This window comes from Micromonospora sp. NPDC048909 (assembly GCF_040649635.1).
Taxonomy (GTDB): Bacteria; Actinomycetota; Actinomycetes; order Mycobacteriales; family Micromonosporaceae; genus Micromonospora.
Map to the genome: position 1 here is coordinate 43148 of NZ_JBEZFU010000006.1, position 26338 is coordinate 69485.

At 72.3% G+C, this 26338-nt stretch carries 22 protein-coding genes, 1 tRNA gene, 1 other RNA gene and 1 pseudogene; 17 read left to right on the forward strand and 8 right to left on the reverse strand.

Annotated features, from left to right (window positions below):
* The first annotated feature begins 1 nt into the window (after position 1).
* The 5 genes from AB0C04_RS17815 to AB0C04_RS17835 all read left to right on the forward strand — a co-directional run bounded on the left by AB0C04_RS17815 (position 2) and on the right by AB0C04_RS17835 (position 3896).
* The gene (locus AB0C04_RS17815) at positions 2 to 712 is read left to right on the forward strand and encodes a hypothetical protein (protein ID WP_357055423.1); all 711 of its coding nucleotides are present in this window, start codon (positions 2 to 4) and stop codon (positions 710 to 712) included.
* 26 nt (positions 713 to 738) lie between these two features.
* Positions 739 to 1374 carry a pentapeptide repeat-containing protein gene (locus AB0C04_RS17820; RefSeq protein ID WP_357055426.1) on the forward strand — a complete coding sequence of 212 codons (636 nt, stop codon included), beginning with the start codon at positions 739 to 741 and terminating at the stop codon, positions 1372 to 1374.
* A 241-nt stretch (positions 1375 to 1615) separates the two neighbouring features.
* Positions 1616 to 2113 (forward strand): sigma-70 family RNA polymerase sigma factor, encoded by a 498-nt coding sequence (locus tag AB0C04_RS17825; RefSeq protein ID WP_357055429.1) that lies wholly within the window; start codon positions 1616 to 1618, stop codon positions 2111 to 2113.
* Positions 2114 to 2123: 10 nt separating this feature from the next.
* Positions 2124 to 2780: a hypothetical protein gene (locus AB0C04_RS17830; RefSeq protein ID WP_357055432.1), complete on the forward strand. Its 657-nt coding sequence runs from the start codon at positions 2124 to 2126 to the stop codon at positions 2778 to 2780.
* Positions 2781 to 2978: 198 nt separating this feature from the next.
* Positions 2979 to 3896 carry a serine hydrolase gene (locus AB0C04_RS17835; protein WP_357055435.1) on the forward strand — a complete coding sequence of 306 codons (918 nt, stop codon included), beginning with the start codon at positions 2979 to 2981 and terminating at the stop codon, positions 3894 to 3896.
* A gap of 59 nt (positions 3897 to 3955) precedes the next feature.
* Here AB0C04_RS17835 and AB0C04_RS17840 read toward each other — a convergent pair.
* Positions 3956 to 4040, reverse strand: a tRNA-Ser gene (locus AB0C04_RS17840).
* Positions 4041 to 4122: 82 nt separating this feature from the next.
* Here AB0C04_RS17840 and ffs point away from each other — a divergent pair.
* An RNA gene (ffs, locus tag AB0C04_RS17845) (signal recognition particle sRNA small type) lies at positions 4123 to 4212 on the forward strand.
* 195 nt (positions 4213 to 4407) lie between these two features.
* A complete protein-coding gene (locus AB0C04_RS17850; RefSeq protein WP_357055438.1) occupies positions 4408 to 7365 on the forward strand; it encodes a DNA polymerase III subunit gamma and tau in 2958 nt (985 codons plus the stop codon).
* Positions 7366 to 7637: 272 nt separating this feature from the next.
* On the opposite strand, the gene AB0C04_RS17855 is transcribed toward AB0C04_RS17850, so the two are convergent.
* Positions 7638 to 8708: a DUF2332 domain-containing protein gene (locus tag AB0C04_RS17855; protein ID WP_357055441.1), complete on the reverse strand. Its 1071-nt coding sequence runs from the start codon at positions 8706 to 8708 to the stop codon at positions 7638 to 7640.
* 159 nt (positions 8709 to 8867) lie between these two features.
* Between AB0C04_RS17855 and AB0C04_RS17860 the strand changes: the two genes are divergently transcribed.
* The 7 genes from AB0C04_RS17860 (at position 8868) to AB0C04_RS17890 (ending at position 15953) form a co-directional block, all read left to right on the forward strand.
* Positions 8868 to 9176, forward strand: a complete 309-nt coding sequence (locus AB0C04_RS17860) for a YbaB/EbfC family nucleoid-associated protein (RefSeq protein WP_350873672.1) — start codon at positions 8868 to 8870, stop codon at positions 9174 to 9176.
* 7 nt (positions 9177 to 9183) lie between these two features.
* Positions 9184 to 9777 (forward strand): recombination mediator RecR, encoded by a 594-nt coding sequence (recR, locus tag AB0C04_RS17865; RefSeq protein ID WP_357055445.1) that lies wholly within the window; start codon positions 9184 to 9186, stop codon positions 9775 to 9777.
* 256 nt (positions 9778 to 10033) lie between these two features.
* On the forward strand, positions 10034 to 11698 hold the full coding sequence (locus AB0C04_RS17870) for an ABC transporter substrate-binding protein (protein ID WP_357055448.1): 1665 nt from the start codon (positions 10034 to 10036) through the stop codon (positions 11696 to 11698).
* 78 nt (positions 11699 to 11776) lie between these two features.
* Positions 11777 to 12781 (forward strand): ABC transporter permease, encoded by a 1005-nt coding sequence (locus AB0C04_RS17875; protein ID WP_350873610.1) that lies wholly within the window; start codon positions 11777 to 11779, stop codon positions 12779 to 12781.
* Positions 12778 to 13737: an ABC transporter permease gene (locus AB0C04_RS17880; protein WP_350873609.1), complete on the forward strand. Its 960-nt coding sequence runs from the start codon at positions 12778 to 12780 to the stop codon at positions 13735 to 13737. Before AB0C04_RS17875 ends, AB0C04_RS17880 begins: the two co-directional genes overlap by 4 nt.
* A 9-nt stretch (positions 13738 to 13746) precedes the next feature.
* Positions 13747 to 14853 (forward strand): ABC transporter ATP-binding protein, encoded by a 1107-nt coding sequence (locus tag AB0C04_RS17885; protein WP_357055453.1) that lies wholly within the window; start codon positions 13747 to 13749, stop codon positions 14851 to 14853.
* The gene (locus AB0C04_RS17890) at positions 14850 to 15953 is read left to right on the forward strand and encodes an oligopeptide/dipeptide ABC transporter ATP-binding protein (protein ID WP_357055456.1); all 1104 of its coding nucleotides are present in this window, start codon (positions 14850 to 14852) and stop codon (positions 15951 to 15953) included. Before AB0C04_RS17885 ends, AB0C04_RS17890 begins: the two co-directional genes overlap by 4 nt.
* Before the next feature lie 139 nt (positions 15954 to 16092).
* Here the strand turns inward: AB0C04_RS17890 and AB0C04_RS17895 are convergent, their stop codons facing one another.
* Both AB0C04_RS17895 and AB0C04_RS17900 read right to left on the reverse strand, forming a co-directional pair.
* Positions 16093 to 16539, reverse strand: coding sequence for a hypothetical protein (locus AB0C04_RS17895; protein ID WP_357055459.1), 447 nt, complete (start codon positions 16537 to 16539; stop codon positions 16093 to 16095).
* Complete coding sequence (locus tag AB0C04_RS17900; protein WP_357055462.1) at positions 16521 to 17180, reverse strand: HNH endonuclease family protein; 660 nt, start codon at positions 17178 to 17180, stop codon at positions 16521 to 16523. Before AB0C04_RS17900 ends, AB0C04_RS17895 begins: the two co-directional genes overlap by 19 nt.
* A 135-nt stretch (positions 17181 to 17315) precedes the next feature.
* On the opposite strand from AB0C04_RS17900, the gene AB0C04_RS17905 reads away from it, so the two are divergent.
* Positions 17316 to 18806 carry an MFS transporter gene (locus AB0C04_RS17905; protein ID WP_357056520.1) on the forward strand — a complete coding sequence of 497 codons (1491 nt, stop codon included), beginning with the start codon at positions 17316 to 17318 and terminating at the stop codon, positions 18804 to 18806.
* A gap of 24 nt (positions 18807 to 18830) precedes the next feature.
* Here AB0C04_RS17905 and leuA read toward each other — a convergent pair whose 3' ends face one another.
* From leuA to AB0C04_RS17920, 3 genes and pseudogenes are all read right to left on the reverse strand, one after another.
* Entirely contained in the window at positions 18831 to 20582 is a 1752-nt protein-coding gene (leuA, locus tag AB0C04_RS17910; protein WP_357055465.1) for a 2-isopropylmalate synthase, read from the reverse strand.
* Between the two features lie 237 nt (positions 20583 to 20819).
* Positions 20820 to 21375 (reverse strand): annotated as a pseudogene (locus AB0C04_RS17915) (nitroreductase family protein).
* A gap of 83 nt (positions 21376 to 21458) precedes the next feature.
* On the reverse strand, positions 21459 to 22304 hold the full coding sequence (locus AB0C04_RS17920; RefSeq protein ID WP_357055468.1) for a hypothetical protein: 846 nt from the start codon (positions 22302 to 22304) through the stop codon (positions 21459 to 21461).
* A 222-nt stretch (positions 22305 to 22526) separates the two neighbouring features.
* Here AB0C04_RS17920 and AB0C04_RS17925 point away from each other — a divergent pair, with 222 nt between their 5' ends.
* Both AB0C04_RS17925 and AB0C04_RS17930 read left to right on the forward strand, forming a co-directional pair.
* Positions 22527 to 23792: an aspartate kinase gene (locus tag AB0C04_RS17925; protein ID WP_357055471.1), complete on the forward strand. Its 1266-nt coding sequence runs from the start codon at positions 22527 to 22529 to the stop codon at positions 23790 to 23792.
* A gap of 5 nt (positions 23793 to 23797) precedes the next feature.
* Complete coding sequence (locus AB0C04_RS17930) at positions 23798 to 24859, forward strand: aspartate-semialdehyde dehydrogenase (RefSeq protein WP_357055474.1); 1062 nt, start codon at positions 23798 to 23800, stop codon at positions 24857 to 24859.
* Positions 24860 to 24882: 23 nt separating this feature from the next.
* Here the strand turns inward: AB0C04_RS17930 and AB0C04_RS17935 are convergent, their stop codons facing one another.
* Positions 24883 to 26304 (reverse strand): diguanylate cyclase, encoded by a 1422-nt coding sequence (locus AB0C04_RS17935; protein ID WP_357055477.1) that lies wholly within the window; start codon positions 26302 to 26304, stop codon positions 24883 to 24885.
* Positions 26305 to 26338: the final 34 nt, after the last annotated feature.

A 26338-nucleotide genomic window follows, 5' to 3' on the forward strand; every position in this document is an offset into this window, starting at 1 on the left:
GATGGCGAAGCCCAAGACGCCCCCGGGCGGGCACGGTGACGGCGGGACGACCCCGCGCCCGGGTGACGGTGACGGCGAGAGCGGCATCCCCGGGCAGCGGCGGCGCAGTTCCACCGAAGTGCCCGACAACGTCTCCCGGGCCCAGGAGGTCGCCGGCGAGGAGGCGAGACTGGGTCGCCCGCCCGGCGGCGACTCCGGCGAATCACCGGGCCGGCCCTCCGGCGGCAACGACGATTACCACACCCCCAAACCCGGCACCCCCGAGTACGACCGCCGGGTGGAGGAACTGGCCGCGGACCCGGCCCACAACGGCAACATCAGCGCCAAGTCCCGCCGTGAGGCCGAGGTCGGGCTCGCGGCGGAGGCGGAGGGCAAGATTCCCGGTCCGATTCGCCGTGCCGAGCTCGACAACTCCGATCCCGCGTTCCAGAAGGACCAGGGCGAATTCATCGACTCGAACGGCGACAACTGGGACGTGAAAGCGCCGGCCGACGTATTCCCCGCTGGGCGGCACGCCGGCCAGCCGATGCCCGAGGGAATGAGGGGGCGCTACGATGGCGACGAGTTCGAGCAGAAACTCGCCGACGAGGTAGCCGGCGGACAGAATGTGGTCATCGACACCAAGAATCTGTCCCCGAGCGCCGTGGCTGATCTGAAGAGTCGGGTCGCCGGTCGCACGGACTGGGACGGCAAGGTGGTGTTTGACAAATGAGCAGATACAAGCGCAGCAGCGCGGACGTGATCCGCTGGCCGGAGAGCCCCGACGCCAGGGAGGCGCTTGAGGAGTGGTTCGCCGCCGCTGCTCCGGGCACGTCCTACCTGTCCGGCGACTTTCTCGACTTTCGCGGCGCCGATCTCAGCAACCTCGACCTGACCGGCGCCTACCTGGCCAATTCCAACCTGACCGGGGTGCGATTCGAGGATGCCAACCTCGGCGACGCCAACCTCAACAACTGTGAGCTCGGGCGCGCCGATTTCTCCTTCGCCGATCTGGCCAAGGCGGAAATGGTCGGCTGCCTGGCCGGAAACGCGCGGTTCCGCGCGGCGCGACTGTTTTCGGTGCAACTCGACGACGCCGTGCTGACCGGCGCCGATCTGAGCCACGCGATCCTCAACTCGGCCAAGCTCTACCGGACCGATCTGCGCGACGCCAACCTCGAATTCGCCAGCCTGCGGTGGTGCACGCTGGGCGGCACGAACATGCCCGCCGTGCTGACCGGCGCGCGACTGTTCGGCTGCCAGCTCGAGGGCGCGAAGGGGTCCGTCATCGGCCCGGTCTTCGTCGACCAGGAGGCGACCCGGTCGCTCGGCGGCGCCGACCTTCAGGCCTGGTTCGCCGAGCACGGCGCGGAGCAGGTCCAGGTCGCGAGCTGACGCCGTCCCGCCGACGCAACGGGCGGGCGGACATGACCGTGGAGACGACTCAGGGCCGGCCCTCTTCTGGGGCCGGCCCTGTCGTCCGTGCTGCCACCGCGCCCCGGGGCGGTCCCGGACGCTGGTCGTACGGGCTGATCCGCCCAGCTAGGGGTGGGTCTGCGCCCTGATCCGCCGAGCTACCGTGCCCACCGGGCCCATCGTTTTTTCTCCGGGCTGCGGTAAATGGATCGGGGCGCTGGTGCGTAAAGCAGGTGTGGAACGAGACGGGACGGACTTCGCGGAGTTCTATCAGCGCTCTCGGGACGACTGCCTGCGCGCCGTACTGGCCGGTACGGGCGATCGCGCGCTGGCCGAGGACCTGGTCGCTGAGGCGTTCGCGCGAGCCTGGGCCTCCTGGCGGAAGGTGAGCCGGCATCCGGCACCGGCGGCGTGGGTGGTGCGCACCGCCCTCAACGTCCGGGTGTCCTGGTGGCGGCGGCGCCGACGCGAGGTGGCTCTCGACGGCCACGACCGGGCGCAGCTCGCCGAGGACGGACTCGGCATGGACGACGTCCTGCTGACCGCCATCCGCCGGCTGCCGAAGCGGCAGCGCGAGGTGATCGTGTTACGCATCTGGCTCGACCTGGACACCAAGGCCGTGGCCGATGTGCTGGGCATCTCCGCCCGAACCGTAGCCGTCCACCTGTCCCGTGCCACCGCAACCCTGCGGGCACAGCTCGTGCCCGTAGCCAGTTAGGAGATTGGACATGAAGGACGATGAGGTGCTGGACGCGGTGAAGCAGACCCTTTCCGACGTACAGATGGGTCGTCCGGTCGGGGCGATCGAGCGGCGCGGCCGGGCGCGGCGGCGCAACCGCAGCCTCGGTCTGGCCGGTGGTGGCCTCGCGGCCGTGGCGGCGCTCGCGCTGGCCGTGCCGATGGCCACCCAGCAGCTCGGCGCGGCCCCGGCCGGCGACGGCCCGGCCGCTGGTGGCACCACGACCGGCGCTACGACGGCGATGGCGCCGGTGGCGTTCACGCTGACCGAGCAGGCGGACAGCACGGTGAAGCTGACCCTGAACTACAAGCAGGTCCTGGATCCCGCGGCCCTGCAGAGGGCGCTGACCGACGCGGGTGTCCCCGCCGAGGTCAAGGCCCACGCCCTCTGCGTGCCGAAGGGCAAGGAACTGCCGCGGGCCGACCAGGTCTACCGGACCGAGAAGGTCAACTGGCCCGACGGGTCGCCGAAGCAGTACGACCTCGTCGTCGCGCCGGCGAAGATGCCGAAGAACAGCCGCATCTACTTCAGCGTCTTCTCGGTGCGGGGAGCCGAAGAGTTCGACAAGGTCGCCCACTTCCTCGTGTCGGACGGTGCCCCGATGAGCTGCCGGTCCGACAAGGAATTCGCCCCGGCGGGCTCCTGACCCCTGCCGTACTCCCTGGTGGGGTGAGCTGACGGTCGGTGAGTGTGCCCGCTCATCGACCGCCGGCGCGTCCGGATGGTTTGCGTCGTGCAACCCCTCGCCATGGCATCTCCGTTCCAGGGGTGCGCCGTCTCTGGCGTTCTGCGATTGGGGACCCTGATGAACACTCGTCGGCGACGTGTCGACGCAGCGGGCCGAGTGAACGGGCGGGGGCCGTCGCGTCGCGGACTGCTGGCGGCGGCGGTGCTGGCCCTCACCGGCGGCGGTGTGGCCGAGACGAGCGCCCTCTGGCGCCTGTCCGATGGCCGCGACGAGTCGACGCCCGAGGCGGGAGGCCGAGGACCTGCCGGCCCGCCCACACCCAATCCGACGCCGGACTACCTTGCCGCCGCCCGGCAGAAGGTCGCGGCGTACCTGGAGAAGGTCGGGAACGGCCGGGTCACGGTGGCGGTGAAGGACCGGAGATCCGACGTCGCGCTCACCGTCGGCACCACCCGCTTCCAGACGGCCAGCATCGTCAAGGTCGACATCCTGGCTGCCCTGCTGCTGCGAGCGCGGCAGCGCAACCAGGAGATCACCGACACCGATCGCCGCAACGCCAAGAAAATGATCACCGCGAGCGACAACGTCGCCGCGACCGCGTTGTACCGCCGGATCGGCCGGAAGCCGGGACTGACCTCGGCGAACAGGACCTTCGGCCTGAAGGAGACCACCCCCGACGCGCAGTGGGGGGTGACCACCACGACCGCGGCCGACCAGATCCGTCTGCTCACCTCGCTCACGGACGAGGACGGTCCACTGGACGAGGACAGCCGGAGCTACCTGTTCGACCTGATGAGCCACGTCGAGGAAGGCCAGGACTGGGGAGTTCCCGCCGCCGCCGGCACGGGGACCACGAAGGTCTACGTCAAGAACGGGTGGGACACGGTGACCGCCGACGGTGGCCTCTGGCAGGTCAACACGATCGGGCGGCTCGTCGAGCCCGGGCACGACTGGCTGGTGGCCGTACTCTCCAACCACCACCGGACGCAGGCGGCCGGCATCCGGATGATCGAGGCCGTGGCCAGGTACACCCTCGGCGAGCTGCGCAAGATCCCCACGGCGCCGACGGCCTAGAGACGACTCAGGGCCGGTCCCCGATGGGGCCGGCCCTGTCGTGTTCCTGCTCGATCGAGCGGAGGATACGAGATTCGAACTCGTGAGGGTGTAAACCCAACACGCTTTCCAAGCGTGCGCCCTAGGCCTCTAGGCGAATCCTCCGCGAGCCAGGATACAGGCCCCCGCCGGCCGGGCCACCCCACCACCCCCTGAAGATCGACGAGCAGTCGGGTAGGGTTGGTGGCACCTCCCGTGCGGCGGTATCTCGTGAACCTCCCCAGGGCCGGAAGGCAGCAAGGATAAGCGAGCTCTGCCGGGTGCACGGGAGGCCTTTCTGTCTGTGGACCGGTTGATCCACTCCACGTCGCCGATGTGGGGCTGTCCCGGGCGCCGCGACACCGCCCTGTCGCCGACATCGAGTTGATCAAGCCAGCCGGACCGAGCGGCCCGCGCGCAACGATCCGGCGGGGTGGGTGGTCACCCGGGGCGGACCGGCGCAGAATGGCTCGGTCGAGAGGAGGCGGGACGAGTGGCACTGGCGCTCTACCGCAAGTACCGGCCGCGTAGCTTCGCCGAGATGATCGGCCAGGAGCAGGTCACCGAGCCGCTGTCACAGGCGCTGCGCAGCGGGCGGCTCAACCACGCCTACCTCTTCTCCGGCCCCCGTGGCTGCGGCAAGACGTCCAGCGCCCGGATCCTGGCCCGCTCGCTCAACTGTGAGCAGGGCCCCACTCCGGAGCCGTGTGGGCAGTGCGAGTCCTGCCGCTCGCTGGCCCCTGACGGCGGCGGGTCGATCGACGTCATCGAGATCGACGCGGCCAGCCACGGCGGCGTCGACGACGCCCGTGAGCTGCGCGAGAAGGCGTTCTTCGCGCCGGCCCGCAGCCGCTTCAAGATCTATATCATCGACGAGGCGCACATGGTCTCGTCGGCCGGCTTCAACGCCCTGCTCAAACTGGTCGAGGAGCCCCCGGAGTACGTCAAGTTCATCTTCGCCACCACCGAGCCCGAGAAGGTCCTCGGCACGATCAAGTCGCGGACCCATCACTACCCGTTCCGGCTGTTCCCGCCGAAGGTGGTCCGCCCCTACCTGGAGCAGCTCACCGAGGCGGAGGGGGTAACCGTCGAGCCGGCGGTCTTTCCCCTGGTGGTGCGCGCCGGTGGCGGCAGCATGCGGGACAGCCTCTCCGTGCTCGACCAGCTCATCGCCGGCGCCGGCCCGGAGGGGGTCAGCTACGCCCGGGCCGCCGCGCTGCTCGGCGTGACCGACTCCGCGCTGATCGACGAGATGTGCGACGCGCTGGCCGCCGGGGACGGCGCCGCCGCCTACGCCACCGTCGACCGGGTCGCCGAGGCCGGGCACGACCTGCGCCGGTTCGCCGCCGACCTGCTGGAACGCATGCGCGACCTGATCGTGCTCCAGCAGGTGCCCGACGCCGCCAGCAAGGGCCTGATCGACGGCCCGGCCGACCAGATCGAGCGGATGGCCGCGCAGGCCCAGCAGCTCGGCCCGGGCACCCTGTCCCGCTGCGCCGACATCGTGCACAACGGCCTGGTCGAGATGCGCGGCACCACCGCGCCCCGGCTGCTGCTGGAGCTGATCTGCGCCCGGATGCTCCTCCCCGGCGCCGACGACACCACCGGCGGCCTGCTCCAGCGCCTGGAGCGCATGGAGCGCCGGCTCACCCTGGCCGGCACCGACGCGCCGACCGCCGCCGCCGGCTCCGGCTCGGCCACCCCCACCTCCGGGGTACGCCAGGAGCCTTCCGCCCCGCCCGCGGCTGCCGCCGCGCCGCACCCGGAGACCGCCGGCACGCCGGCGGCTGCCGGTGCGCTGACCGGGGCGGCCGCCGCCCGCGCCGCCGCCACGGTCGCCGGCGCCCGCTCCACCGTGCCCGCCCCGGGCTCGACCAACCGGTCCCCGGGCGCTTCCGCCCCGGTGGCCGGAGCCCCAGCCGCCCCCGGCGCGGGCCGCGCTGGCGCCACCGCGCAAGGCTCGGATCCCGCCATCGCGGGCGCGGACCACGCCGCCCCCGCCCGCCGCCCGGTGCCGCCGTCCGCGGTGATGGCCGATCCGGCCACCCCCGAGCCGCCGCGCCCCGGTGCCTCCCCGGCCGGCGCGCTGGACGCCGTCGCGGTCCGCCGGGTCTGGCCGGACATCGTCGCCAAGGTCAACCGGATCAAGAAGCCGGCCGCCGCGCTGATGCGCGACGCGGTGGTCCGCGACGTGGACGGCGACACCCTGGTGCTGACCGTGAAGTCGCCGGTGCTCGCCCAGATGATGGGCAACCACACGTCGGTGCTGGTCGAGGCGCTGTACGAGGAGTTCGGCGGTCGCTGGCAGATCCGCTGCGAGGTCGCCGGTGAGCGGGGCGCCGCCTCGCTCGCCGGGCCGCCCCCCGCGGCGACCGCCCCGGCCCGCTCCGCCCCGTCAGCGCCGGCCGCACCCACTGTGCCGGCAGCACAGCCCTCACCGGCTGCACCGACTTCGCCGGGTGGGGCGACTTCACCGGCTGCACCGACTTCGCCGGCTGCGGCGACTTCACCGGCAGCGGCGACTTCACCGGCTGCACCGGCTGCACCGACTTCGCCGGCAGCGGCGACTTCACAGGCAGTACAGGCTTCGCCAGCCGCGCCGACTTCACCGGCTGCGGCGACTTCGCGGGCTGCGGCGACTTCGTCGAGCGCGGCCCCGGCCCGTTCCGCAACCACCTCGCCGGCCGGCCCGACGTCCGGCGCGGGCGGCGCCCGAGGCGGCGCGTCCACTGGTGGCCGTGCGGCCGGAGGCGGTCTGGCTGGTGCCGGTGTGGCTGGTGCCGGTCTGGCTGATGCCGGTTCGGCCGGAGGCGGTTCGGCCGGTACCGCCGCGCCCGCCGACGACGAGGAGGACTGGCCGGAGCCGGCCCGCCCTGGCGGAGCCGCGTCCGGCCCGGACGACCCGGCCAGCACGAGCGACACCGGCAGCACGAGCGACACGGGCGAGGACTGGCCCGAGCCGGCCCGCCTGGGCGGCCCCCCGGCGGATGCGCCGACCGGACCGTCCGATCGTCCGGCCACATCGACCAGCGCCTCGGCGGGCCCGGCCGGTCGGTCGAGCGGCGCGGCGTCCGGCGGATCGGCGTCGGCCACCCCGCGCCAGGGCGGGAACGGCAGCGCCCCGGTGAGCAGCGCCATCGCGGCCGCCCGGGCCGCCGCGGCGGGCCGCGGGCCGCGTCCCACTCAACCGGCCCGGCAGACCGCGGACAGTGACTGGGCGGGCGAACCGCCGTACGACCCGGACTATGACGGGCCGGTCCGGCCCGGCGGTGGGCGACCGTCGGCCCCGTCGGCCGCGACCCCGGTCTACGAGGGGTTCGACCCCGGTGACGAGCCGCTGGACGACGTGATCGACGAGAAGACCGCCCGGGAGTCCAGCGAGGCGCAGGCGGTACGGCTGCTCCGCGAGGCGTTCGGCGCCGAGAAGATCAACGAAGTAGACGCCCGCTAACCCACCCGCCCCACCCGCTCCCACCCCACGCTGCGGTCGATCATGCAGTTGTGGTGCCCGAGCGATGCCGTTACGCACCTTTCGTCCACCACCACAACTGCATGATCGACGGGGCGGGCGGGGCGCGGCGCGCTGGCCCTCGACACCGACCTCTCCGACGTGCCGGCCCGGCGCTGGCCGGACCTGTGGCGCTGGGGCGGGGCGGGGTCAGGGGCGGGGGCGCGCCGCGCCGGGGCGGGGGTCAGGGGCGGGGCGAGGGCGGGGGTCTGGGGTTAGGGGTGGTGGGCGGGGAGGCCGTGGGGGTGGGCCTCGGCCAGGAGTTGGGGCGGGGCGGTGTTGATCCGGGCGTGCAGCTGGAAGTGACGGCCGTCCAGCAGGTCCGGCTCGAAGAGCAGATGCGCGACGGGCGCGTCGGCGTCGGCCGCGGCGGCCAGCCGGTCGAGTTCGGCGCTCACCCGGGCCCACTCGTCGGCGGGTACGTACTGCCGCATCACCGAGTGCCACACCACGGTGAGCGTGCCGGGCCGTGGGTCGATCCCGGCCAGGAAGTCCGCCGCCCCCATCGCCGTCACCCGGGCGGGCACCCGCCGGGCCAGCGCCAGCGCCCCGGCCAGCCGGGCCGCCCGGTCGGTGTGCTCCGGCCAGACGTACGCCCGCAGCGCCAGCGCGCCGTCCGCGCTGGTCGGGTCGAGCGGGGTGAGGTCGCAGCCGAGCCGCTCCAGCACGGTCAGCTCCGGGTACGCCGCCGCCGCGGCCGGCAGCCAGTCGGGTGTGCCGTCGCGCCAGGCGTCCGGCAACCGCACCGGGGAGTCGGCCGGTCCCCAGGCCCAGCCCGGCGCCTCGACGCGGAACAGGTCGGCGCGCAGGTTGAGCCCGGCGCTCGCACCCAGCTCGACCAGCCGCACCGGCCGCCCGCCCACCTCGCCGAGGGCGTAGAGCAGGCCCGCGACCAGCAGGTTGGCCCGGCCCACCTCGTTGGTCTGCGGCGGGCGGCGCAACCAGTCCCGTACCGTGTCGCGCTCGGTGGCGACCACCGCGCGGAACGCGTCCCAGCAGGCGTCGGCGTCGCCCGGCACCTGCCGCCCACCGGCGCTGGGATAGAAGGCGGCCAGCTCCGGCGCCCGCCCGGTGAGCACCAGGGCGTGCACCCCGCCGAGCAGCCGCAGCGGGACCGCCGCGCCGAACGGGGCGTCCAGGTGGCCGGCGAGCACCTCGGCGAACAGCCCGCCGGCTCGGACGTCCGCGGCCGCCCGCGACAGCAGGTCGGCGTATCGGCCGGCGGCCATGGCTGCGCAGGCCCGGGCCTGCCGTTCCAGGCTGGTCGCGGCGTGCTCGACGGTCATCCGGTGCCCCCTCGCGCTCGGTTCCCGTGATCGTCCGTCCGGCGCGCGGCGGGGGGAAGCACCGGGCGGGGCGAGCCTGCTCACAACGGATAGGCTGAGCGGCGGCCGAGCAGACGAGTGCGAGAAGGAGCCATCGTGCGCCCAGGTGGACAGCCGAACATGCAGCAGATGCTGAAGCAGGCGCAGAAGATGCAGCAGCAGATCGCCAAGGCGCAGGCCGAGCTGGCCGAGGCCGAGCTGACCGGCACCGCGGGCGGCGGCCTGGTCACCGCGACCGTCGCCGGCTCCGGCGAGCTCAAGGCGATCAAGATCGACCCGAAGGCGGTCGACCCGGACGACGTCGAGACGCTGGAGGACCTGGTCGTCGCGGCCGTGCACAACGCCGCCGAGGCGGCGCGGGAGCTGACCGAGCGGAAGATGGGCCCGGTCACCGGCGGCATGGGCGGCCTCGGCCTGCCCGGTTTCTGAGCGGCAGATGTACGAAGGCGCCATCCAGGACCTGATCGACGAGCTGGGGCGGTTGCCGGGCGTTGGCCCGAAGAGCGCCCAGCGGATCGCCTTCCACGTCCTGTCGGCCGACCCCGCCGACGTCAACCGGCTGGCCGGCGCGCTGCGCAAGGTCAAGGAGCTGGTCCGGTTCTGCACCACCTGCTACAACGTCGCCGAGTCCGAGCAGTGCCGGATCTGCCGCGACCCGCGCCGCACCGACGAGGTGCTCTGCGTGGTCGAGGAGCCGAAGGACGTGGTGGCGATCGAGCGGACCGGTGAGTTCCGCGGTCGCTACCACGTGCTCGGTGGCGCGATCAATCCGCTGGAGGGGATCGGGCCCGACAATCTGCGCATCCGCGAGCTGATGACCCGGCTCAGCGGCGGCGAGATCCGCGAGCTGATCCTGGCCACCGACCCGAACACCGAGGGTGAGGCGACCGCCACCTACCTCGCGCTGATGGTCAAGCCGATGGGCATCTCGGTGACCCGGCTGGCCAGTGGCCTGCCGGTCGGCGGCGACCTCGAGTACGCCGACGAGATCACCCTCGGGCGGGCCTTCGAGGGGCGCCGGGCGGTCTGACGACCAGCGTGCGTTGATCTGACACCTGACGCCCGGACCGGCGGGATCGACGTAACAGTTTGGCATCGTGAACACCGAATCCTCGGATTTGCCCGGTGTTCACCTTCGAATCGACGGCCAAACCCCGGCAAAGACACGATCCGATACCAACCGTCCATGCAACGGTTTCCGCACGGTCGTAACGGGAGCTATGGTCACCGCCATCGGTGACCCCTGTCACCACGTTGTCCGTACCCCCAAGGACGAGGTGAAGCACATGCGTGCACCCAGGCCGAAGGTCGCGATCGCGGCCGTCGCGGTCGCGGCCCTCGCGGTAGCAGGCTGCGCCGAGAGCAACCGCGATGACAGTTCCGGCGGTAGCAAGAAGGACACCCTCGTCTTCGGCGTCGCCGGAGACCCGAAGGTGCTCGACCCCAGCTTCGCCAGCGACGGCGAGTCGCTGCGTGTGGCCCGCCAGGTGTTCGAGACCCTGGTCCGCCCGGAGGAGGGCGGCACCAAGGTGACGCCCGGCCTGGCCGAGACCTGGACGCCGGATGCTGCCGGCACCACCTGGACGTTCAAGCTCCGTTCCGGCGTGAAGTTCCACGACGGCACGGACTTCAACGCCGAGGCCGTCTGCTACAACTTCAACCGCTGGTACAACGGCAAGGGCCTCATGCAGAGCCCCGACGTGACCGCGTACTGGCAGGACGTCATGGGCGGCTTCGCCAAGAACGAGAACCCGGACCTGCCGCCGAGCCTCTTCAAGTCCTGCACCGCCAAGGACGCGACCACTGTCGACCTGGCCTTCACCCGGGTCTCCAGCAAGATCCCGGCCGCGCTGATGCTGCCGTCGTTCTCCATCCACAGCCCGAAGGCGCTGGAGCAGTACGACGCCAGCAACGTGGGTGGCACCGCCGAGGACATCAAGTACCCGGCCTACGCCACCGAGCACCCGACCGGCACCGGTCCGTTCAAGTTCAAGTCCTGGGACGTCGCGAACAAGACGCTGACCCTGGAGCGGAACGACGACTACGCCGGCACGAAGGCCAAGCTGAAGACCCTCATCTTCAAGACCATCTCGGACGAGAACGCGCGCAAGCAGGCGCTGCGCTCGGGCGACATCCAGGGCTACGACCTGGTCGGCCCGGCCGACGTCAAGCCGCTGGGTGACGAGGGCTTCAACGTCCTCACCCGTCCGGCGTTCAACGTGCTCTACCTGGCGATCAACCAGAAGGGCAACCCGAAGCTCGCCGACATCCGGGTCCGGCAGGCCATCGCGTACGCGCTGAACCGGCAGGCCCTGGTCGACTCGAAGCTGCCCCCGGGCGCCAAGGTCGCGGCGAACTTCATGCCCGACACCGTCGAGGGCTGGAACGGCGACGTCACCAAGTACGACTACAACCCGGAGAAGGCCAAGCAGCTGCTGGCCGAGGCCGGCGCGTCGAACCTGACCCTGAAGTTCCACTACCCGACCGAGGTCACCCGGCCGTACATGCCGAGCCCGAAGGACATCTTCGAGCTGCTCTCGGCCGACCTGCAGGCGGTGGGCATCAAGGTCGAGGCCATCCCGCTGAAGTGGAGCCCGGACTACCTGAACGCCACCACCTCCGGGGCCAAGCACGACATCCACTTCCTCGGCTGGACCGGTGACTACGGCGACGCCTACAACTTCATCGGCACCTTCTTCGACCGGCCGAAGGACGAGTGGGGCTTCACCAACAAGGCCCTCTTCGACCAGTTCAAGGACGCCGACACGACCGCCGACCAGGCGGCCCGGACCGAGAAGTACAAGGCCCTCAACAAGGCCGTGATGGACTTCCTGCCGGGTGTGCCGATCTCGCACTCGCCGCCGGCGATCGTGTTCGGCAAGGACGTGATCGGGATCAAGGCCAGCCCGCTCACCGACGAGCGCTACGCCAGCGCCGAGTTCAAGTCCTGACCTGACGCAAGGAACGCGGGCGGGCGCTGGATCCTCAGCGCCCGCCCGCAACCCTCCGCACCCCCTCCGAGGCTGCCCGTGTTCCGGTTCATCGTCAGACGCCTGCTCCAGCTGATACCGACGCTGTTCGGGCTCTCCCTCCTGCTCTTCATCTGGCTCCGGCGCCTGCCCGGCGGCCCCGAGACCGCCATCCTCGGCGAACGCGGGACGCCCGAGATGCGCGCCGCGATCCGCCGCAACATGGGCCTGGACGAGCCGATCCTGGTGCAGTACGGCCGGTTCGTCCGACGGCTGATCCGGCTGGACCTCGGCACCTCCACCTCGACCAAGCGCTCCGTGGTCACCGAGTTCGTCGAGCGCTTCCCGGGCACCGTCGAGCTGACCGTCATGGCGATGGTGATCGCGATCGGCATCGGTATCCCGCTGGGCTACCTGGCCGCTCGCCGTCGGGGCCGGTTCCTCGATCACGCCTCGGTCGGCGGCTCGCTGATCGGCATCTGCATCCCGGTCTTCTTCCTGGCGTACGTGCTCAAGGCGATCTTCTCGGAGAACCTGCACTGGTTCCCCTCCACCGGACGGCAGGACCCGACCATCGGCGCCACCCGGGTCACCAACTTCTTCGTCCTCGATGGACTGATGACCAGGGAGTGGGACGCCGCCGCCGACGCGCTCTGGCACCTCGTGCTCCCGGGCATCGCGCTGGCCAGCATCCCGCTGGCGATCATCGTCCGGATCACCCGGGCGAGCGTGCTGGAGGTGCTCAACGAGGACTTCGTCCGGACCGCCGAGGCCAAGGGCCTCACCGAGCGGACCGTCCGGGGCCGGCACGTGCTGCGCAACTCGCTGCTGCCGGTGGTCACCTCGATCGGCCTGCTCACCGGCGGCCTGCTCTCCGGCGCGGTACTGACCGAGACCGTCTTCGCCTACGGCGGCATCGGGGCCTTCATCTACGAAGCGATCAGCCAACGTGACTATCCGGTGCTGATGGGCTTCATCCTGATCATCGCGGTGGTGTACGTGCTGGTGAATCTCCTGGTCGACCTCTCCTACAGCCTGATCGACCCGAGGGTGAGGGTCCGATGACCATCACCACCGGTAAGAAGCGGGAAAAGATCGACCGGCTCGGTGAGCTGGCCGCCGTCCGCGACGACGAGCAGGGCGTCAGCCTCTGGCGGGAGGCGTTCCGGCGGCTGCGCCGCAACCCGGCGGCGATCGCCGGCGCGGTCATCCTGGCGCTGTTCCTGCTGGTCGCCATCGTCGGCCCGTTCTTCGCCCCGCACCCCGCGGACGCCCAGCTCTGGAAGGGCGAGGTCCGCCTCGGCGACTTCCCCGGCCCGCGGGCCGAGAACTGGTTCGGGACCGACCACATCGGTCGGGACGAGTTCAGCCGCATGATCGTGGGCGCCCGGCAGACGCTGCTGGTCGGCGTGATCTCGACGCTGATCGGCCTCGCCGTCGGCTCGTTCATCGGCGGGGTAGCCGGTGCCGCGGCCGGTCTGGGTGGCCGGTGGGGCCGGAGCCTCGACAACGTGCTGATGCGCTTCGTCGACATGCTGCTGGCGATGCCGAGCCTGCTCCTGGCGATCAGCATCGCCGCCATCCTCGGGGCCGGGCTCACCACGGTGATGATCGCCGTCGGTGTGGTCTCGGTGCCGGTCTTCGCCCGGCTGCTGCGTGGTTCGATGATCGCCCAGGCGAACAGCGACTACGTGCTGGCCGCCACGTCGCTCGGGGTGAAGAAGCCGAAGATCGCGCTGACCCACGTGGTGCCGAACTCGCTCGCCCCGGTCATCGTGCAGGCCACGCTGACCCTGGCCACCGCGATCATCGAGGCCGCGGCGCTCTCCTTCCTCGGCCTGGGCAACAACGATGCCTCGATCCCCGAGTGGGGGGTCATGCTCGCCGACGCGCAGCAGTACCTCGACACCGCTCCCCGGCTGGCGATCCTGCCCGCCCTCGCCATCATCATCACCGCGCTGGGCTTCACGCTGCTCGGCGAGGCGATGCGCGAGGCCCTCGACCCGAAGCTGCGGAAGTAGGTCTGCGGAATGGCACTCCTTGAAGTTGACGACCTCTCGGTCACGTTCGCCCGACGTGGTCAGCGCACCGTGAACGCCGTGGACGGGGTCTCGTTCTCCGTCGACGCCGGCGAGGTGGTCGGTCTGGTCGGCGAGTCCGGGTGCGGCAAGAGCGTCACCTCGCTGGCGATCATGGGCCTGCTGCCGAAGCAGCCGGGCCTGCGGGTCGGCGGCAAGGCGGTCTTCGACGGCACGGACCTGCTCCAGCTGGACGACCGGTCCCGGCGGGACATCCGCGGCCGGGACATCGCCATGATCTTCCAGGACCCGCTCTCCTCGCTGAACCCGGTGATCCCGATCGGATTGCAGGTCACCGAGGTGCTGGCGCGGCACCGGGGAATGAAGGGCGAGGCGGCGGCCAAGGAGGCGGCGGCGCTGCTCGACCGGGTCGGCATCCCGGACCCGAAGCGCCGGCTGAAGGAATACCCGCACCAGCTCTCCGGCGGCATGCGACAGCGCGCGCTGATCGCCATGGCGGTGGCCTGCCAGCCCCGGCTGCTCATCGCCGACGAGCCGACCACCGCGCTCGACGTCACCATCCAGGCGCAGATCCTGGAGCTGCTCAAGGAGCTGGTCCGCGACTCGGGCACCGCGCTGGTGATGATCACGCACGACCTCGGCGTGGTGGCCGGCATGTGCGACACGGTCAACGTGCTCTACGCCGGGCGGGTGGTGGAGACGGCCCGCCGTCGTCCGCTCTTCCGCGAGCCGCGTCACCCGTACACCGTGGGTCTGCTCGCTTCGGTGCCGCGCCTGGACGCCGGGCGCGGCGAGCGGCTCATCCCCATCCCCGGCTCGGTTCGCGACGTCCTGCCCTGGCCGGACGGCTGCGCCTTCGCCCCGCGCTGCGCCCGGCGGATCGACGAGTGCGTCGGCGAGCCGCCGGAGCTGGTGCTCGCCCACGACGGCCGCAGCTACCGGTGCGTCAACCCGGCCCCGGTGCCCGGCTCGGTGCCGCCCGGGGCGACGCTCGGCCCGGACGCCCCCGCCGCACCGGCCGACCCGGCCACCGCACCGGCGGACGCGACGACCGCACCGGCCCAGGTGCCCGCCCCGCGCGAGGAGGAATCAGCATGAGCGACAGCGACATCCTCGTCGAGGTACGCGACCTGAAGGTGCACTTCCCGATCCGGCGGGGGGTGCTCTTCGACCGGACCGTCGGCCACGTGAAGGCGGTCGACGGGGTCGACCTGAGCATCCCGCGGGGTAAGACCTACGGGCTGGTGGGCGAGTCGGGCTGCGGCAAGTCCACGTTGGGCCGGGCGCTGCTCCAGCTGACCCCGCCCACCGGCGGCGAGGTGAGCTTCGACGGCGTCGAGCTGACCACGCTGGCACCGGGCAAGCTCCGGTCGATGCGCCGCCGGATGCAGATGATCTTCCAGGACCCGATGTCCAGCCTGGACCCCCGACAGAACGTCGAGTCGATCCTGACCGAGGGGTTGCAGACGCACGGCATCGGCGCCGACCGCAACGAGCGCCGCAAGATCATCGGTGAGACGCTGGACGCGGTCGGGCTGCCCCGCTGGGCGCTGTCCCGCTATCCGCACGAGTTCTCCGGCGGTCAGCGTCAGCGCATCGGGATCGCCCGCGCGGTGGTGCTCGGGCCGGAGCTGATCGTCGCCGACGAGCCGGTCTCCGCGCTGGACGTGTCGATCCAGGCCCAGGTGGTCAACCTGCTGGACGAACTCCAGGACAGTCTCGGCCTGACCTACCTGGTGATCGCGCACGACCTCGCGGTGGTGCGGCACATCTCCGACACCGTCGGCGTGATGTACCTGGGCGCGCTGGTGGAGGAGGCGCCGAGCGACCGGCTCTACACCGAGCCGCTGCACCCGTACACCCGGGCGCTGATGTCGGCGGTGCCGGTGCCGGACCCGGACGTCGAGGACCGCCGGGAACGGATCCTGCTCGCCGGCGACCTGCCGTCGCCGGCGAACCCGCCGTCCGGCTGCCGGTTCCACACCCGCTGCCCGTGGGCGCAGCCCACCCGGTGCGCCGACGAGCGGCCGGTGCTGCGAAACATCGGCGGCAGCCGGGTGGCCTGCCACTGGGCGGAGCAGATCGCCAGCGGCGAGCTGCGACCGCACAAGGTCAGTGTCCAGATCGTCCGCCCGGAGGGCGAGGGGGAGACCCCGGGCGTCGTCTCCGCGCCCAGCGAGCCCGGCTCGTACGTCTGATCCGGGCCCCGCTCCGGCGGCGGCCTCGGAAACTGCGCGGCATGCCGCAGCGTCATGGTCGTGATGCTGCGGCATGTCGCCGTTCAGCGGCGGTGCGCTTCGACGTACAGCGACGGTGTGGCCCGGCGCGGGGCGGCGGTCAGCCCTCGGGGCGGTGCAGCAGGCCGACCGCGATGCCGTGCACCGCGTCCAGGCCGGCCGGGTCGGGCAGGGCGGCGCTGCCACCGGTGACCGTGTACCACTCGTCGGCGTCCTTGTACTGCACCCGCAGGGTGACCCGGCCGTCGGCCCACTCGGCGCGCAGGGTCAGCTCGCCGGTGACCACGCCGACCTCGTCGGTCATCACCCCGCCCGGTCCGGGCACCACATCGGCGGTCCGGCTCTGCGGGCCGGCGGCCGGGGCGGTGCCGCTGCCGGCGTCCGCCTGCATGCCGGCGCCGGGCACCGCGGCGGCGGCCCCCGACGGCCCGTCGGCGTTCATGCCGGCACCCGGCGTCGCGGCCGGCGCTCCGCCGTCCGCGTTCATGCCGGCGGTGCCTGGCCCGCCGGCGCTGGTCTCCGGCCCGGTCACGGCTTGCTCGCCCATGTGCAGCCCTCCAACATGTCGGTCAGGGCGGCCTTCTCGGCGCTGGTCACCGTCAGCCGCCAGTGGTGCTTGACCGTCACCCAGTGCTCGGCGTACTGGCACCAGTACGACCGGTTCGCCGGTTTCCACTGCGACGGGTCCTGGTCACCCTTTGCCCGGTTGGAGGAGGCGGAAACCGCGATGAGCTGCGGTCTCGTGGTGTCGTTGGCGAAATCGCCCCGCTTCGCGTCGTCCCACTCGTCGGCGCCGGAGCGCCACGCGTTGGCCAGTGGCACCATGTGGTCGATGTCCACGTCGGACGGATCGGTGAAGGCGCGCCCGTCGTAGACGCTCTCCCAGCGCCCGCCCACCACGTTGCAGCCGGAGAGCTTGATGTTCTTTCCGTCCCGCTTCAGCACGGTGTCCCGTACGTCGCAGTTGGTGCCGGTGTCCCGCCAGTGCGGGAACCGTTCCCGGCTGTAGCCCTTCATCGACCCGGCGCCGGCCACGGTCAGCTCGCCGAGCTGCTCGACGGCGTTGCCCCCGGTGCTCGTCGGCGCCGGCTCAGGCTCGTCCACCGGCACACAGCCGGCCGCGACGAGCGTCAGCGCCGCGGCCACCGCGGCCGCGAGCACCCCGCGCGGTCCTGATCTGGTACGCACAGACGACACCCTTCCAGCTTGCGCGCTTCCGGCGATCCCGCACAGTACCCGGACACGGTTTCGGCGTTTCGTGGCGTCTCCCGGATAGTGCGGGAAAGATGGGTAGCCGTGACCCAGCCCGCTCCCGCCCTCCGGATGGGCACCGCCGCGGGCCGGGGCACACTGCTTGCCGCGGTCCTCGCCTCCGGCATGGTCTTCCTGGACAGTACGGTCGTCAACGTAGCCCTGCCCCGGCTCGGCCGCGACCTGAACGCCACCGTGGCGGATCTTCAGTGGACCGTGAACGGCTACCTGCTGATGCTCGCCGCGTTCGTGCTGCTCGGCGGGGCGCTCGGTGACCGCTTCGGCCGGCGCCGGATCTTCCTGATCGGGGTGGTCTGGTTCACCGCCGCGTCCGTGCTCTGCGGGCTGGCCCAGGGGACCGGTTGGCTGGTCGGCGCCCGGTTCCTCCAGGGTGCCGGCGGGGCGCTGCTGACCCCCGGCTCGCTCTCGGTGCTCCAGTCCAGCTTCCATCCGGACGACCGGGGGCGCGCTATCGGCGCCTGGTCCGGGCTCTCCGGGGTCTCCACCGCGCTCGGCCCGTTCATCGGCGGCTGGCTCATCGACGCGCTCTCCTGGCGGTGGATCTTCTTTCTGAACCTGCCGCTCGCCGTGCTGGTCGTGCTCGCCGCGCTGCGCTGGGTGCCGGAGAGCCGGGACGAGAACGCCTCCCGTACCCGGGCCGGCAGCCGCCAGCGGCGGCGGTTCGACGTGGCGGGCGCGCTGCTCGGCGCGCTCGCCCTCGGCGGCGTCACCTACGCGCTGATCGACGCCCCCGGCCGCGGCCTCGGTGCCCCGCCGGTGTGGGGGGCGGCGCTGGCCGGGGTGGTCGGGGCGGTCGCCTTCGTGCTGCTGGAGCGGCGCCGGGGCGACACCGCCATGCTTCCCACCGGGCTGTTCAGCAGCCGGCTCTTCTCGGTGCTGAACATCTTCACCGTGGTGGTCTACGCCGCGCTCGGCGGGTTCACCTTCTTCTTCGCCGTCTACCTGCAGAACGTGCTCGGCTGGTCGGCGTTGCTCACCGGAATCGCCCTGCTGCCGATGACCGTGCTGCTGCTGGTGGGCTCGGCCCGGGCCGGCGCGCTGTCGGCGCGGATCGGGCCGCGGCTGCCGCTGACCGTCGGCCCGGTGGTCGCCGCCGTCGGGCTGCTGCTGCTGCGCGAGGTCAGCCCCGGGGCGTCGTACTGGCCGGACGTGCTGCCCGGGGTGCTGCTCTTCGGCGCCGGCCTGACCCTGGTGGTGGCGCCGCTGACCGCCTCGGTGCTGGCCGCGGTCGCCGACCGGTTCGCCGGGGTGGCCAGCGGCTTCAACAACGCCGCCGCCCGGGCCGGCGGCCTGCTCGCGGTCGCCGCGCTACCGCTGCTGGTCGGCCTCTCCGGCGCCGGTTACGAGCAGCGCGGCGCGCTCACCGACGCGTTCCGGGGCGCGCTGGCCTGGTGCGCCGGGCTGCTGGTGGCCGGCGCGGTGATGGCCCTCCTGTTGATCCACCGCCCGCCGCGGTCGGCGCCACCCTCGCAGCCCTGCCACTCGTTCCCGGTGTCCACCCCGCCCGCCAGCCGGCGCGACCGCGGGGAAGGGCCCGGCTGAACCGCGCCCTTCCCCGTCGCCGAGTCAGCCGCGGGCGCGGTTGACCGCGCTGGTCACCGCCTTGATCGAGGCGGTCACGATGTTCGCGTCCACCCCGACGCCCCAGACCGTGCCGCCGTCGACCTCACACTCCACGTACGCGGCGGCCTGCGCGTCGCCGCCGGAGGAGAGCGCGTGCTCGTGGTAGTCGAGTACCCGTACGCCCACGCCCACCGACTGGAGCGCGTTGACGTACGCGTCGATCGGGCCGTTGCCGACCGCGGTGAGCGACGGCTGCTCGCCGCCGACGCCGATCCGGGCCTCGATCTCGACCTTGCCCTCGACGGTGCTGATCGTGTAGCCGGCCAGCGTGACCGCCGGGTCGGGCTGGTGGTCGACCAGGTAGTGCCGGGCGAAGATCTCCCACATCGCCGACGGCTCGACCTCGCCGCCGTCGTGGTCGGTGACCTGCTGGACCACGCCGGAGAACTCGATCTGGAGCCGGCGCGGCAGGTCGAGCTGGTGCTCGCTCTTCATGATGTACGCGACGCCGCCCTTGCCGGACTGCGAGTTGACCCGGATGACGGCCTCGTAGGTGCGGCCCAGATCCTTCGGGTCGATCGGCAGGTAGGGCACCGCCCAGCTGTGCTCGTGCATCGGCACCCCGGCGGCCGCGGCGTCCGCCGCCAGCGCGTCGAAGCCCTTGTTGATGGCGTCCTGGTGCGAGCCGGAGAAGGCGGTGTAGACCAGGTCGCCCGCGTACGGGTGGCGCTCGTGCACCGGCAGCTGGTTGCAGTACTCGACGGTCCGCTTCACCTCGTCGATGTTCGAGAAGTCGATCATCGGGTCGATGCCCTGGGAGAAGAGGTTCAGGCCCAGCGTGACCAGGTCGACGTTGCCGGTCCGCTCACCGTTGCCGAAGAGGCAGCCCTCGATCCGGTCCGCGCCGGCCAGCAGGCCCAGCTCGGCGGCGGCCACGCCGGTGCCCCGGTCGTTGTGCGGGTGCAGGCTGAGCACCAGGCTGTCGCGGCGCGGCAGGTGCCGGTGCATCCACTCGATCGAGTCGGCGTAGACGTTCGGCGAGGCCATCTCGACGGTGGCCGGCAGGTTGATGATCAGCTTCCGGTCCGGCGTCGGGTCGATGACCTCGATGACCTTGGCGCAGACCTCCAGCGCGTACTCCAGCTCGGTGCCGGTGTACGACTCCGGCGAGTACTCGTAGTGGATGTCGGTGTCCGGGGTGTGGATCTCGGCGTACTTCTGGCAGAGCCGGGCGCCGGTGGTGGCGATGTCGGTGATGCCGTCCCGGTCCAGACCGAAGACCACCCGGCGCTGGAGCGTGGAGGTGGAGTTGTAGAAGTGCACGATCGCGCGCTTCGCGCCGCGCAGCGACTCGAAGGTCCGCTCAATCAGGTGCTCCCGGCACTGGGTGAGCACCTGGATCGTCACGTCGTCCGGGATCAGGTCCTGCTCGATCAGCTGGCGGACGAAGTCGAAGTCGGTCTGGCTCGCCGACGGGAAGCCGACCTCGATCTCCTTGTAGCCCATCTGCACGAGCAGCTGGAACATCCGGCGCTTGCGCTCGGGCGACATCGGGTCGATCAGCGCCTGGTTGCCGTCGCGCAGGTCCACTGCGCACCAGCGGGGTGCGGCCTCGACGTGCCGGGTCGGCCAGCTGCGGTCCGGCAGGTCGATCCGGAACTGCTGCTGGTAGGGCTGGTAGCGCTGGAACGGCATCCGGCTGGGGCGCTGCCGGGCGATCGGATCGGTCTCGGCGTCGGTGACAGGTTGAGCCATGACGGAGTGCTCCCGTGGGTCATGTGGGCGTCAGCAATCGGAAGGTGTCGGCGAGGTGCCGGGCGACGGTGCCCGTGCGGGTGCCGAGGAAAAGTTCGGATGTGCTGGACGGCGCGGTTCGACTCCGCGACGAGGTGCCGGCCGGTCAGGCCTCGTCGCGGCAGCGAAGGAGGAGCGCACGCCACATGACAGGGTGACCCTACGTGATGGGATCGGGGGTGGGAAGGCAGGTCCGCACTATGAGACCGGATTCATTCCTGCCTCAGCGCAGCAGCAGGTCGGCGACGGGGCGGCGGTGGCGCAGCCCGGTCTCCCGGTCGCGCAGCTCGGCCGGGAGGGTGAACGGGTCACCGAGCCGGCCGACCGCGGCGACCACCAGCGGGCGGATCCCGCCCGGCAGGTCGAGTTCGGTGGCGAGGCCGGCCCGGTCGAAGCGGGTGAGCTGGCGCACGTGCAGGCCGAGCGCGGTGGCCTGCACCGTCAGGTGTGCGATCGCCTGCCCCAGGTCGTACGCGGCCCGCTCGGCGTCGCCGCCGGTGTGCGCGCCGACCACCAGGGCGGCGGCATGCCGGGCCCAGCCCTGGTCGTGGCCCGGGAGGTTGATCAGGATTCGCTTCCAGGTCTCGTCGTCCCGGTGGCCGAGGGCGAACCGCCAGGGCTGCCCGTTCTCCGCCGACGGCGCCCAACGCGCCGCCTCCAGCAGCGAGGCCGCCTCGTCCGGACTCAGCTCGGCGTCCGGGTCGAAGGCCCGGGGGCTCCAGCGGAAGGCGAGTAGTGGGGTGAGATCGACCATGGGGGAAGCGTCCCGTATGGCCGTTTCGCCCCAACGAACGGGCCAGGTAAATGTGGGCAAGAGCACCCGTAACGGGATGAAGGTCAGGACGTTCCCGGGCTCGGGCTGCCGGACGGGTCGGGTGGCGGGGGAGAGCTGGTGCCGAGCGGCTCGCTCTCGACCACCGGCCCGGCGAGCTGCACCGTGACCGGCGCCGGTCCCGGCGGGCCCGCCAGCTTCAGCGTGCCGTGCTCGGTCCGCACCGCCGTGGGGGTGCCGTCCTGCTCGTAGCAGTAGATACCGACGTCGAGCGGGGCGTTCAGCGAGGCCGACGTGGTCTCCACCGAGTAGCAGGCGCCGCCGGCGCCCGGCAGCGGCTTCGCGGGCGAGACCGACAGCGGGGCGCGCCGGTCGGTGAGCACGTCCAGCCAGTCGGTGAACGGATGCTGTACCCGGGGGTCCAGCCGGCGCGGGAGGTTGTCGTCCCGGTCGCCGAGGCGTACGCAGCTGGCCGGCTCGGGCCGGGCGGCCGACGGCAGGCCGCACTGGAAGAGCCCGTCCGGGGTTGCGGCCAGCGAGATGTCGGCGGCCCCACCGAGCGCGCCGCCGGGCACGTCGACCCGCCAGCTGCCGTCGTTCGCGCTGGTGACCACGATCGTCCGATCGGGCTGACCGGCCCTGGTCTGCGTGTAGCTGGCCACCAGGTGCCGGTCCTGCGCGGCCGCGGCCAACCCGGCCAGCTCGTCGCGGGCGGCGTCGACCGCCACCGGTTCGGGCTCGGCCGGCGGCGGGGTCGTGGGCTGGTCGGTGGCGCAGGCGACGAGGAACGCCGGCAGGGTGAGCGCGAGCGCACCGAGCGAGAGCCGGCGCAGGCGGCGCGGGCCGGTCGTGAGGCGGCCGAGCGGGCGCTCGTGGCGGGTGCGTCGGGCCGGGTGGGAGTGGGCAGGCACGGGCCCATTCTCCGGTGCCCCGCTTCCGGGCGGGGCCCGGTGGACCCGCCGCCGGTCGGCGTGTCGCCCGCCGTCCGGACGGGCCCGCCCGGGCCGGATGGTGGGATCACCTGACCCGCCGGTCGGGCCGGCCCGATACGCTCAGGAGGTCTGACACGCGCCGCCGGCCCCGTGACCGGCGGCGTCGGCACGCTCAGGGTCGCCGGGAGGGAGTGCACCGTCGTGGCACTCGTGGTGCAGAAGTACGGCGGGTCCTCCGTCGCCAACGCCGAGCGGATCAAGCGGGTGGCGGAGCGGATCGTCGCCGCCCGTAAAGCCGGTGACGACGTCGTGGTGGTGGTCTCCGCTATGGGCGACACCACCGACGAGCTGCTCGACCTGGCCAACCAGGTCAGCCCGCTGCCCCCGGGCCGCGAGCTGGACATGCTGCTCACCGCCGGGGAGCGGATCTCCATGGCGCTGCTCGCCATGGCCATCCACAACCTCGGCTACGAGGCCCGCTCGTTCACCGGCTCGCAGGCCGGAGTGATCACCACCTCGGTGCACGGCCGGGCGCGGATCATCGACGTGACCCCGGGCCGGCTCAAGGGCGCGCTCGACGAGGGCTCGGTGGTGATCGTCGCCGGCTTCCAGGGCGTCTCCCAGGACACCAAGGACGTCACCACGCTGGGCCGGGGCGGGTCGGACACCACCGCCGTGGCGCTCGCCGCGGCCCTGCACGCCGACGTGTGCGAGATCTACACCGACGTCGACGGCATCTTCAGCGCCGATCCGCGGATCGTGCCGAACGCCCGGCACATCAAGCAGATCACCTACGAGGAGATGCTGGAGCTGGCCGCCTGCGGCGCCAAGGTGCTGCACCTGCGTAGCGTGGAGTACGCGCGGCGGGCGGGGTTGCCGATCCACGTCCGTTCGTCATACTCGACCAACACCGGCACGATGGTCACCGGATCGATGGAGGACCTTCCTGTGGAGCAAGCGCTGATCACCGGGGTCGCCCACGACCGCAGCGAAGCGAAGATCACGATCGTCGGGGTGCCCGACGAGCCGGGCGCCGCCGCGAGCATCTTCGACACCGTGGCGGGCGCTGAGATCAACATCGACATGATCGTGCAGAACGTCTCCACAGAGGGCACCGGGCGGACGGACATCTCCTTCACCCTGCCCAAGACCGACGGTCCGACCGCGATGGCCGCGCTGAGCAAGATCCAGGAGTCGGTCAAGTTCAAGGGCCTGCTCTACGACGACCACGTCGGCAAGGTCTCGCTGATCGGCGCCGGGATGCGCTCGCACCCGGGCGTCGCGGCCGGCTTCTTCGCGGCGCTCGGCGCCGCCGGCGTCAACATCGAGATGATCTCGACGTCCGAGATCCGGGTCTCCGTGGTCTGCCGGGACACCGACCTCGACGCGGCGGTCCGCGCCATTCACGACGCGTTCGAGCTCGGCGGTGACACCGAAGCCGTGGTCTACGCGGGGACGGGGCGGTAGCGCCGATGGGGGCGCTGCCCACCCTTGCCGTGGTCGGGGCGACCGGTGCCGTCGGCACCGTGATGTGCGAGCTGCTCACCGGGCGCCGCAACGTCTGGGGCGAGATCCGGCTGATCGCGTCCGAGCGGTCCGTCGGGCGCAAGGTGCGCTGCCGGGGCGAGGAGCTGACCGTCCAGGCGCTGACCGCCGAGGCGTTCGACGGCGTCGACGTGGCGATGTTCGACGTGCCCGACGAGGTTTCTGCCCAGTGGGCGCCGGTGGCGGTCGGCCGCGGCGCGGTGGTGGTGGACAACTCGGGTGCGTTCCGGATGGATCGGGACGTGCCGTTGGTGGTGCCCGAGATCAACCCGGAGCAGGTCCGCAACCGGCCGAAGGGCATCATCGCCAACGCCAACTGCACCACCCTCGGGATGATCATCGCGGTCGCCCCGCTGCACCGCGAGTACGGCCTGCGCGAGCTGGTACTCGCCTCCTACCAGGCGGTCTCCGGCGCCGGCCAAGCCGGCGTGGACGCCCTGCACGCCCAGCTCGGCAAGATCGCCGGCGACCGGGCGCTCGGCTCGCGCACGGGCGACGTACGGCAGGCCGTCGGCGACGACCTCGGTCCGTTCCCGGCGCCGCTGGCGCTGAACGTGGTGCCCTGGGCCGGCTCGCCCGCCGACGGCGGCTGGTCGTCCGAGGAGATGAAGATCCGCAACGAGTCGCGGAAGATCCTCGGCCTGCCCGACCTCAAGGTCTCCGCCACCTGCGTCCGGGTGCCGGTGGTGACCGGGCACTCGGTGGCCGTGCACGCCGTCTTCGCCACCGAGGTCGACGCCGAGGGGGCCCGCGAGGCGCTGCGGAACGCACCGGGCGTGATCCTGGTCGACGACCCGGCCGCCGGTGAGTTCCCGATGCCGATCGACGCCGTAGGTACCGACCCGTCCTGGGTCGGCCGGATCCGGCGCGCCCTCGACGACCCCCGGGCCCTGGACCTCTTCATCACCGGCGACAACCTCCGCAAGGGCGCCGCCCTGAACACCGCCCAGATCGCCGAGGTCCTGGCCACCGAGTTGACCCCGCGCTGATCTCCCTCCCCTACCGGGGTGGGTCAGGCGGGAGCCAGCCGTACGCCGTCGCGGCCGTGCCGTTTGACGGCGTAGAGGGCCTGGTCGGCGCGGCGGAGCGTGAGTTCGGCGGATTCGCCGAAGCGGGGGAGCGCCACCCCGACGCTGATGGTCCGGCCGGTGCGCCGGGCCGCCTCGGTCAGCCGCTCGGCGATCCGGACCGCCTCCTCCGGGCGGTTCACCTCGATCACCGCCACGAACTCGTCGCCGCCGATCCGGTACAGCTCGTCGCCCTGGCGCAGGGCACCCTCCAACGCCCGGGCCAGGTCGACCAGCAGCCGGTCGCCGGCCTGGTGGCCGTACGTGTCGTTGACCGTCTTGAAGCCGTCCACGTCGATCGCCAGCAGGGCGGTCCGGCCGGGCGTGGCCGCCGCGATCCGCTGGCCGAACGGCCCGGTGTGCCGCAACCCGGTGAGCGGATCCGAGCTGGCCTGCTCGCGCAACCGGGCCAGGGTGCGCAGCCGGTCCAGGCCGTTCCAGGCCTGCGCGGCGAGCAGCTCCATCAGGCTGACGGTGGTCGGGTCGGGGCGCAGCAGCCGCTCGTCGGCGACGAGGAGCACGCCGCCCTCGTCCGGCGGGCCGACCGGGACCGCGACCAGGGTGCGTACGCCGGCGGCGGCGAGCGGGTGGTAGTCCTCGGTCGGCGGGTGGTCGGCCTCGCCGAGGGTGTAGCCGGCACCGTAGCGGTGCGCCCGGCCGACGATGCGGCCGAGCGCCGCCGGCCCCGCCTCGGTCAGCTCGGCGCGGATTCGGGACTCCAGCTCGCCCGGCGCGCGCGGCGGCGCGCCGAGCCGGGCCTCGTCCCGGTCGCCGAGCAGCAGCACGGCGGCGGAGAGGGTGGAGACGTCCCGGGCGGCGCAGATGGCCGCGCTCATCAGGTCCCACTCGCTTCCGGCGGTGGAGAGCGCGGCGGCGTGCCGGAGCAGCTTCTCGCTGCGGCTCTCCGCCGGCACCCCGCCGAGCGCCGTGATCCGGGCGCCGAGCTGGACGGCCAGCCGCGCCGCGGTGTCCCGCCACGGCGCCAGGTCGACCGGCGTGCCCCACTGCAGGTCCAGCACGCCGATCGGCCGCCCCGCCCGGTCCAGCACCGGGACGCAGATCTCGGCCGTCACGTCCGGGCGGACCGGTAGGTAGTCAGGGTCCGCGTTGACGTCTGGCACCACGGCGACCTCGCCGGAGGCGTAGACCCGCCCGACGATGCCGGTCTTCGGGGGTACGGTCGCGAAGACCTGCCAGGCGCCGGTGGCGGCGACGCAGCGCAGCCGGTCGTGGGCCTGGAGCAGCACGGAGATGGTGGCCGGGGCGTACCGGGCGAGCGTGGTGACGGTCCACTGGCAGGCCTCCACGGCGGTCGACGCCATGGGGAGGCGGACCGTGACGTCACGGATGACTCGCTGGTGATCCACTCGCACGTCGTTCCAGGTAGGGGTGGGGTCGGCC

Bases quoted from the DNA above. Each gene is read 5' to 3' on its own strand.
- AB0C04_RS17815 (WP_357055423.1), top strand. From the start codon at position 2: ATGGCGAAGCCCAAGACGCCCCCGGGCGGGCACGGTGACGGCGGGACG.
- AB0C04_RS17830 (WP_357055432.1), top strand. From the start codon at position 2,124: ATGAAGGACGATGAGGTGCTGGACGCGGTGAAGCAGACCCTTTCCGAC.
- AB0C04_RS17855 (WP_357055441.1), bottom strand. From the start codon at position 8,708: ATGACCGTCGAGCACGCCGCGACCAGCCTGGAACGGCAGGCCCGGGCC.
- AB0C04_RS17860 (WP_350873672.1), top strand. From the start codon at position 8,868: ATGCAGCAGATGCTGAAGCAGGCGCAGAAGATGCAGCAGCAGATCGCC.
- recR (WP_357055445.1), top strand. From the start codon at position 9,184: ATGTACGAAGGCGCCATCCAGGACCTGATCGACGAGCTGGGGCGGTTG.
- AB0C04_RS17870 (WP_357055448.1), top strand. From the start codon at position 10,034: ATGCGTGCACCCAGGCCGAAGGTCGCGATCGCGGCCGTCGCGGTCGCG.
- AB0C04_RS17880 (WP_350873609.1), top strand. From the start codon at position 12,778: ATGACCATCACCACCGGTAAGAAGCGGGAAAAGATCGACCGGCTCGGT.
- AB0C04_RS17885 (WP_357055453.1), top strand. From the start codon at position 13,747: ATGGCACTCCTTGAAGTTGACGACCTCTCGGTCACGTTCGCCCGACGT.
- AB0C04_RS17890 (WP_357055456.1), top strand. From the start codon at position 14,850: ATGAGCGACAGCGACATCCTCGTCGAGGTACGCGACCTGAAGGTGCAC.
- AB0C04_RS17895 (WP_357055459.1), bottom strand. From the start codon at position 16,539: ATGGGCGAGCAAGCCGTGACCGGGCCGGAGACCAGCGCCGGCGGGCCA.
- AB0C04_RS17905 (WP_357056520.1), top strand. From the start codon at position 17,316: ATGGGCACCGCCGCGGGCCGGGGCACACTGCTTGCCGCGGTCCTCGCC.
- leuA (WP_357055465.1), bottom strand. From the start codon at position 20,582: ATGGCTCAACCTGTCACCGACGCCGAGACCGATCCGATCGCCCGGCAG.
- AB0C04_RS17930 (WP_357055474.1), top strand. From the start codon at position 23,798: ATGGGGGCGCTGCCCACCCTTGCCGTGGTCGGGGCGACCGGTGCCGTC.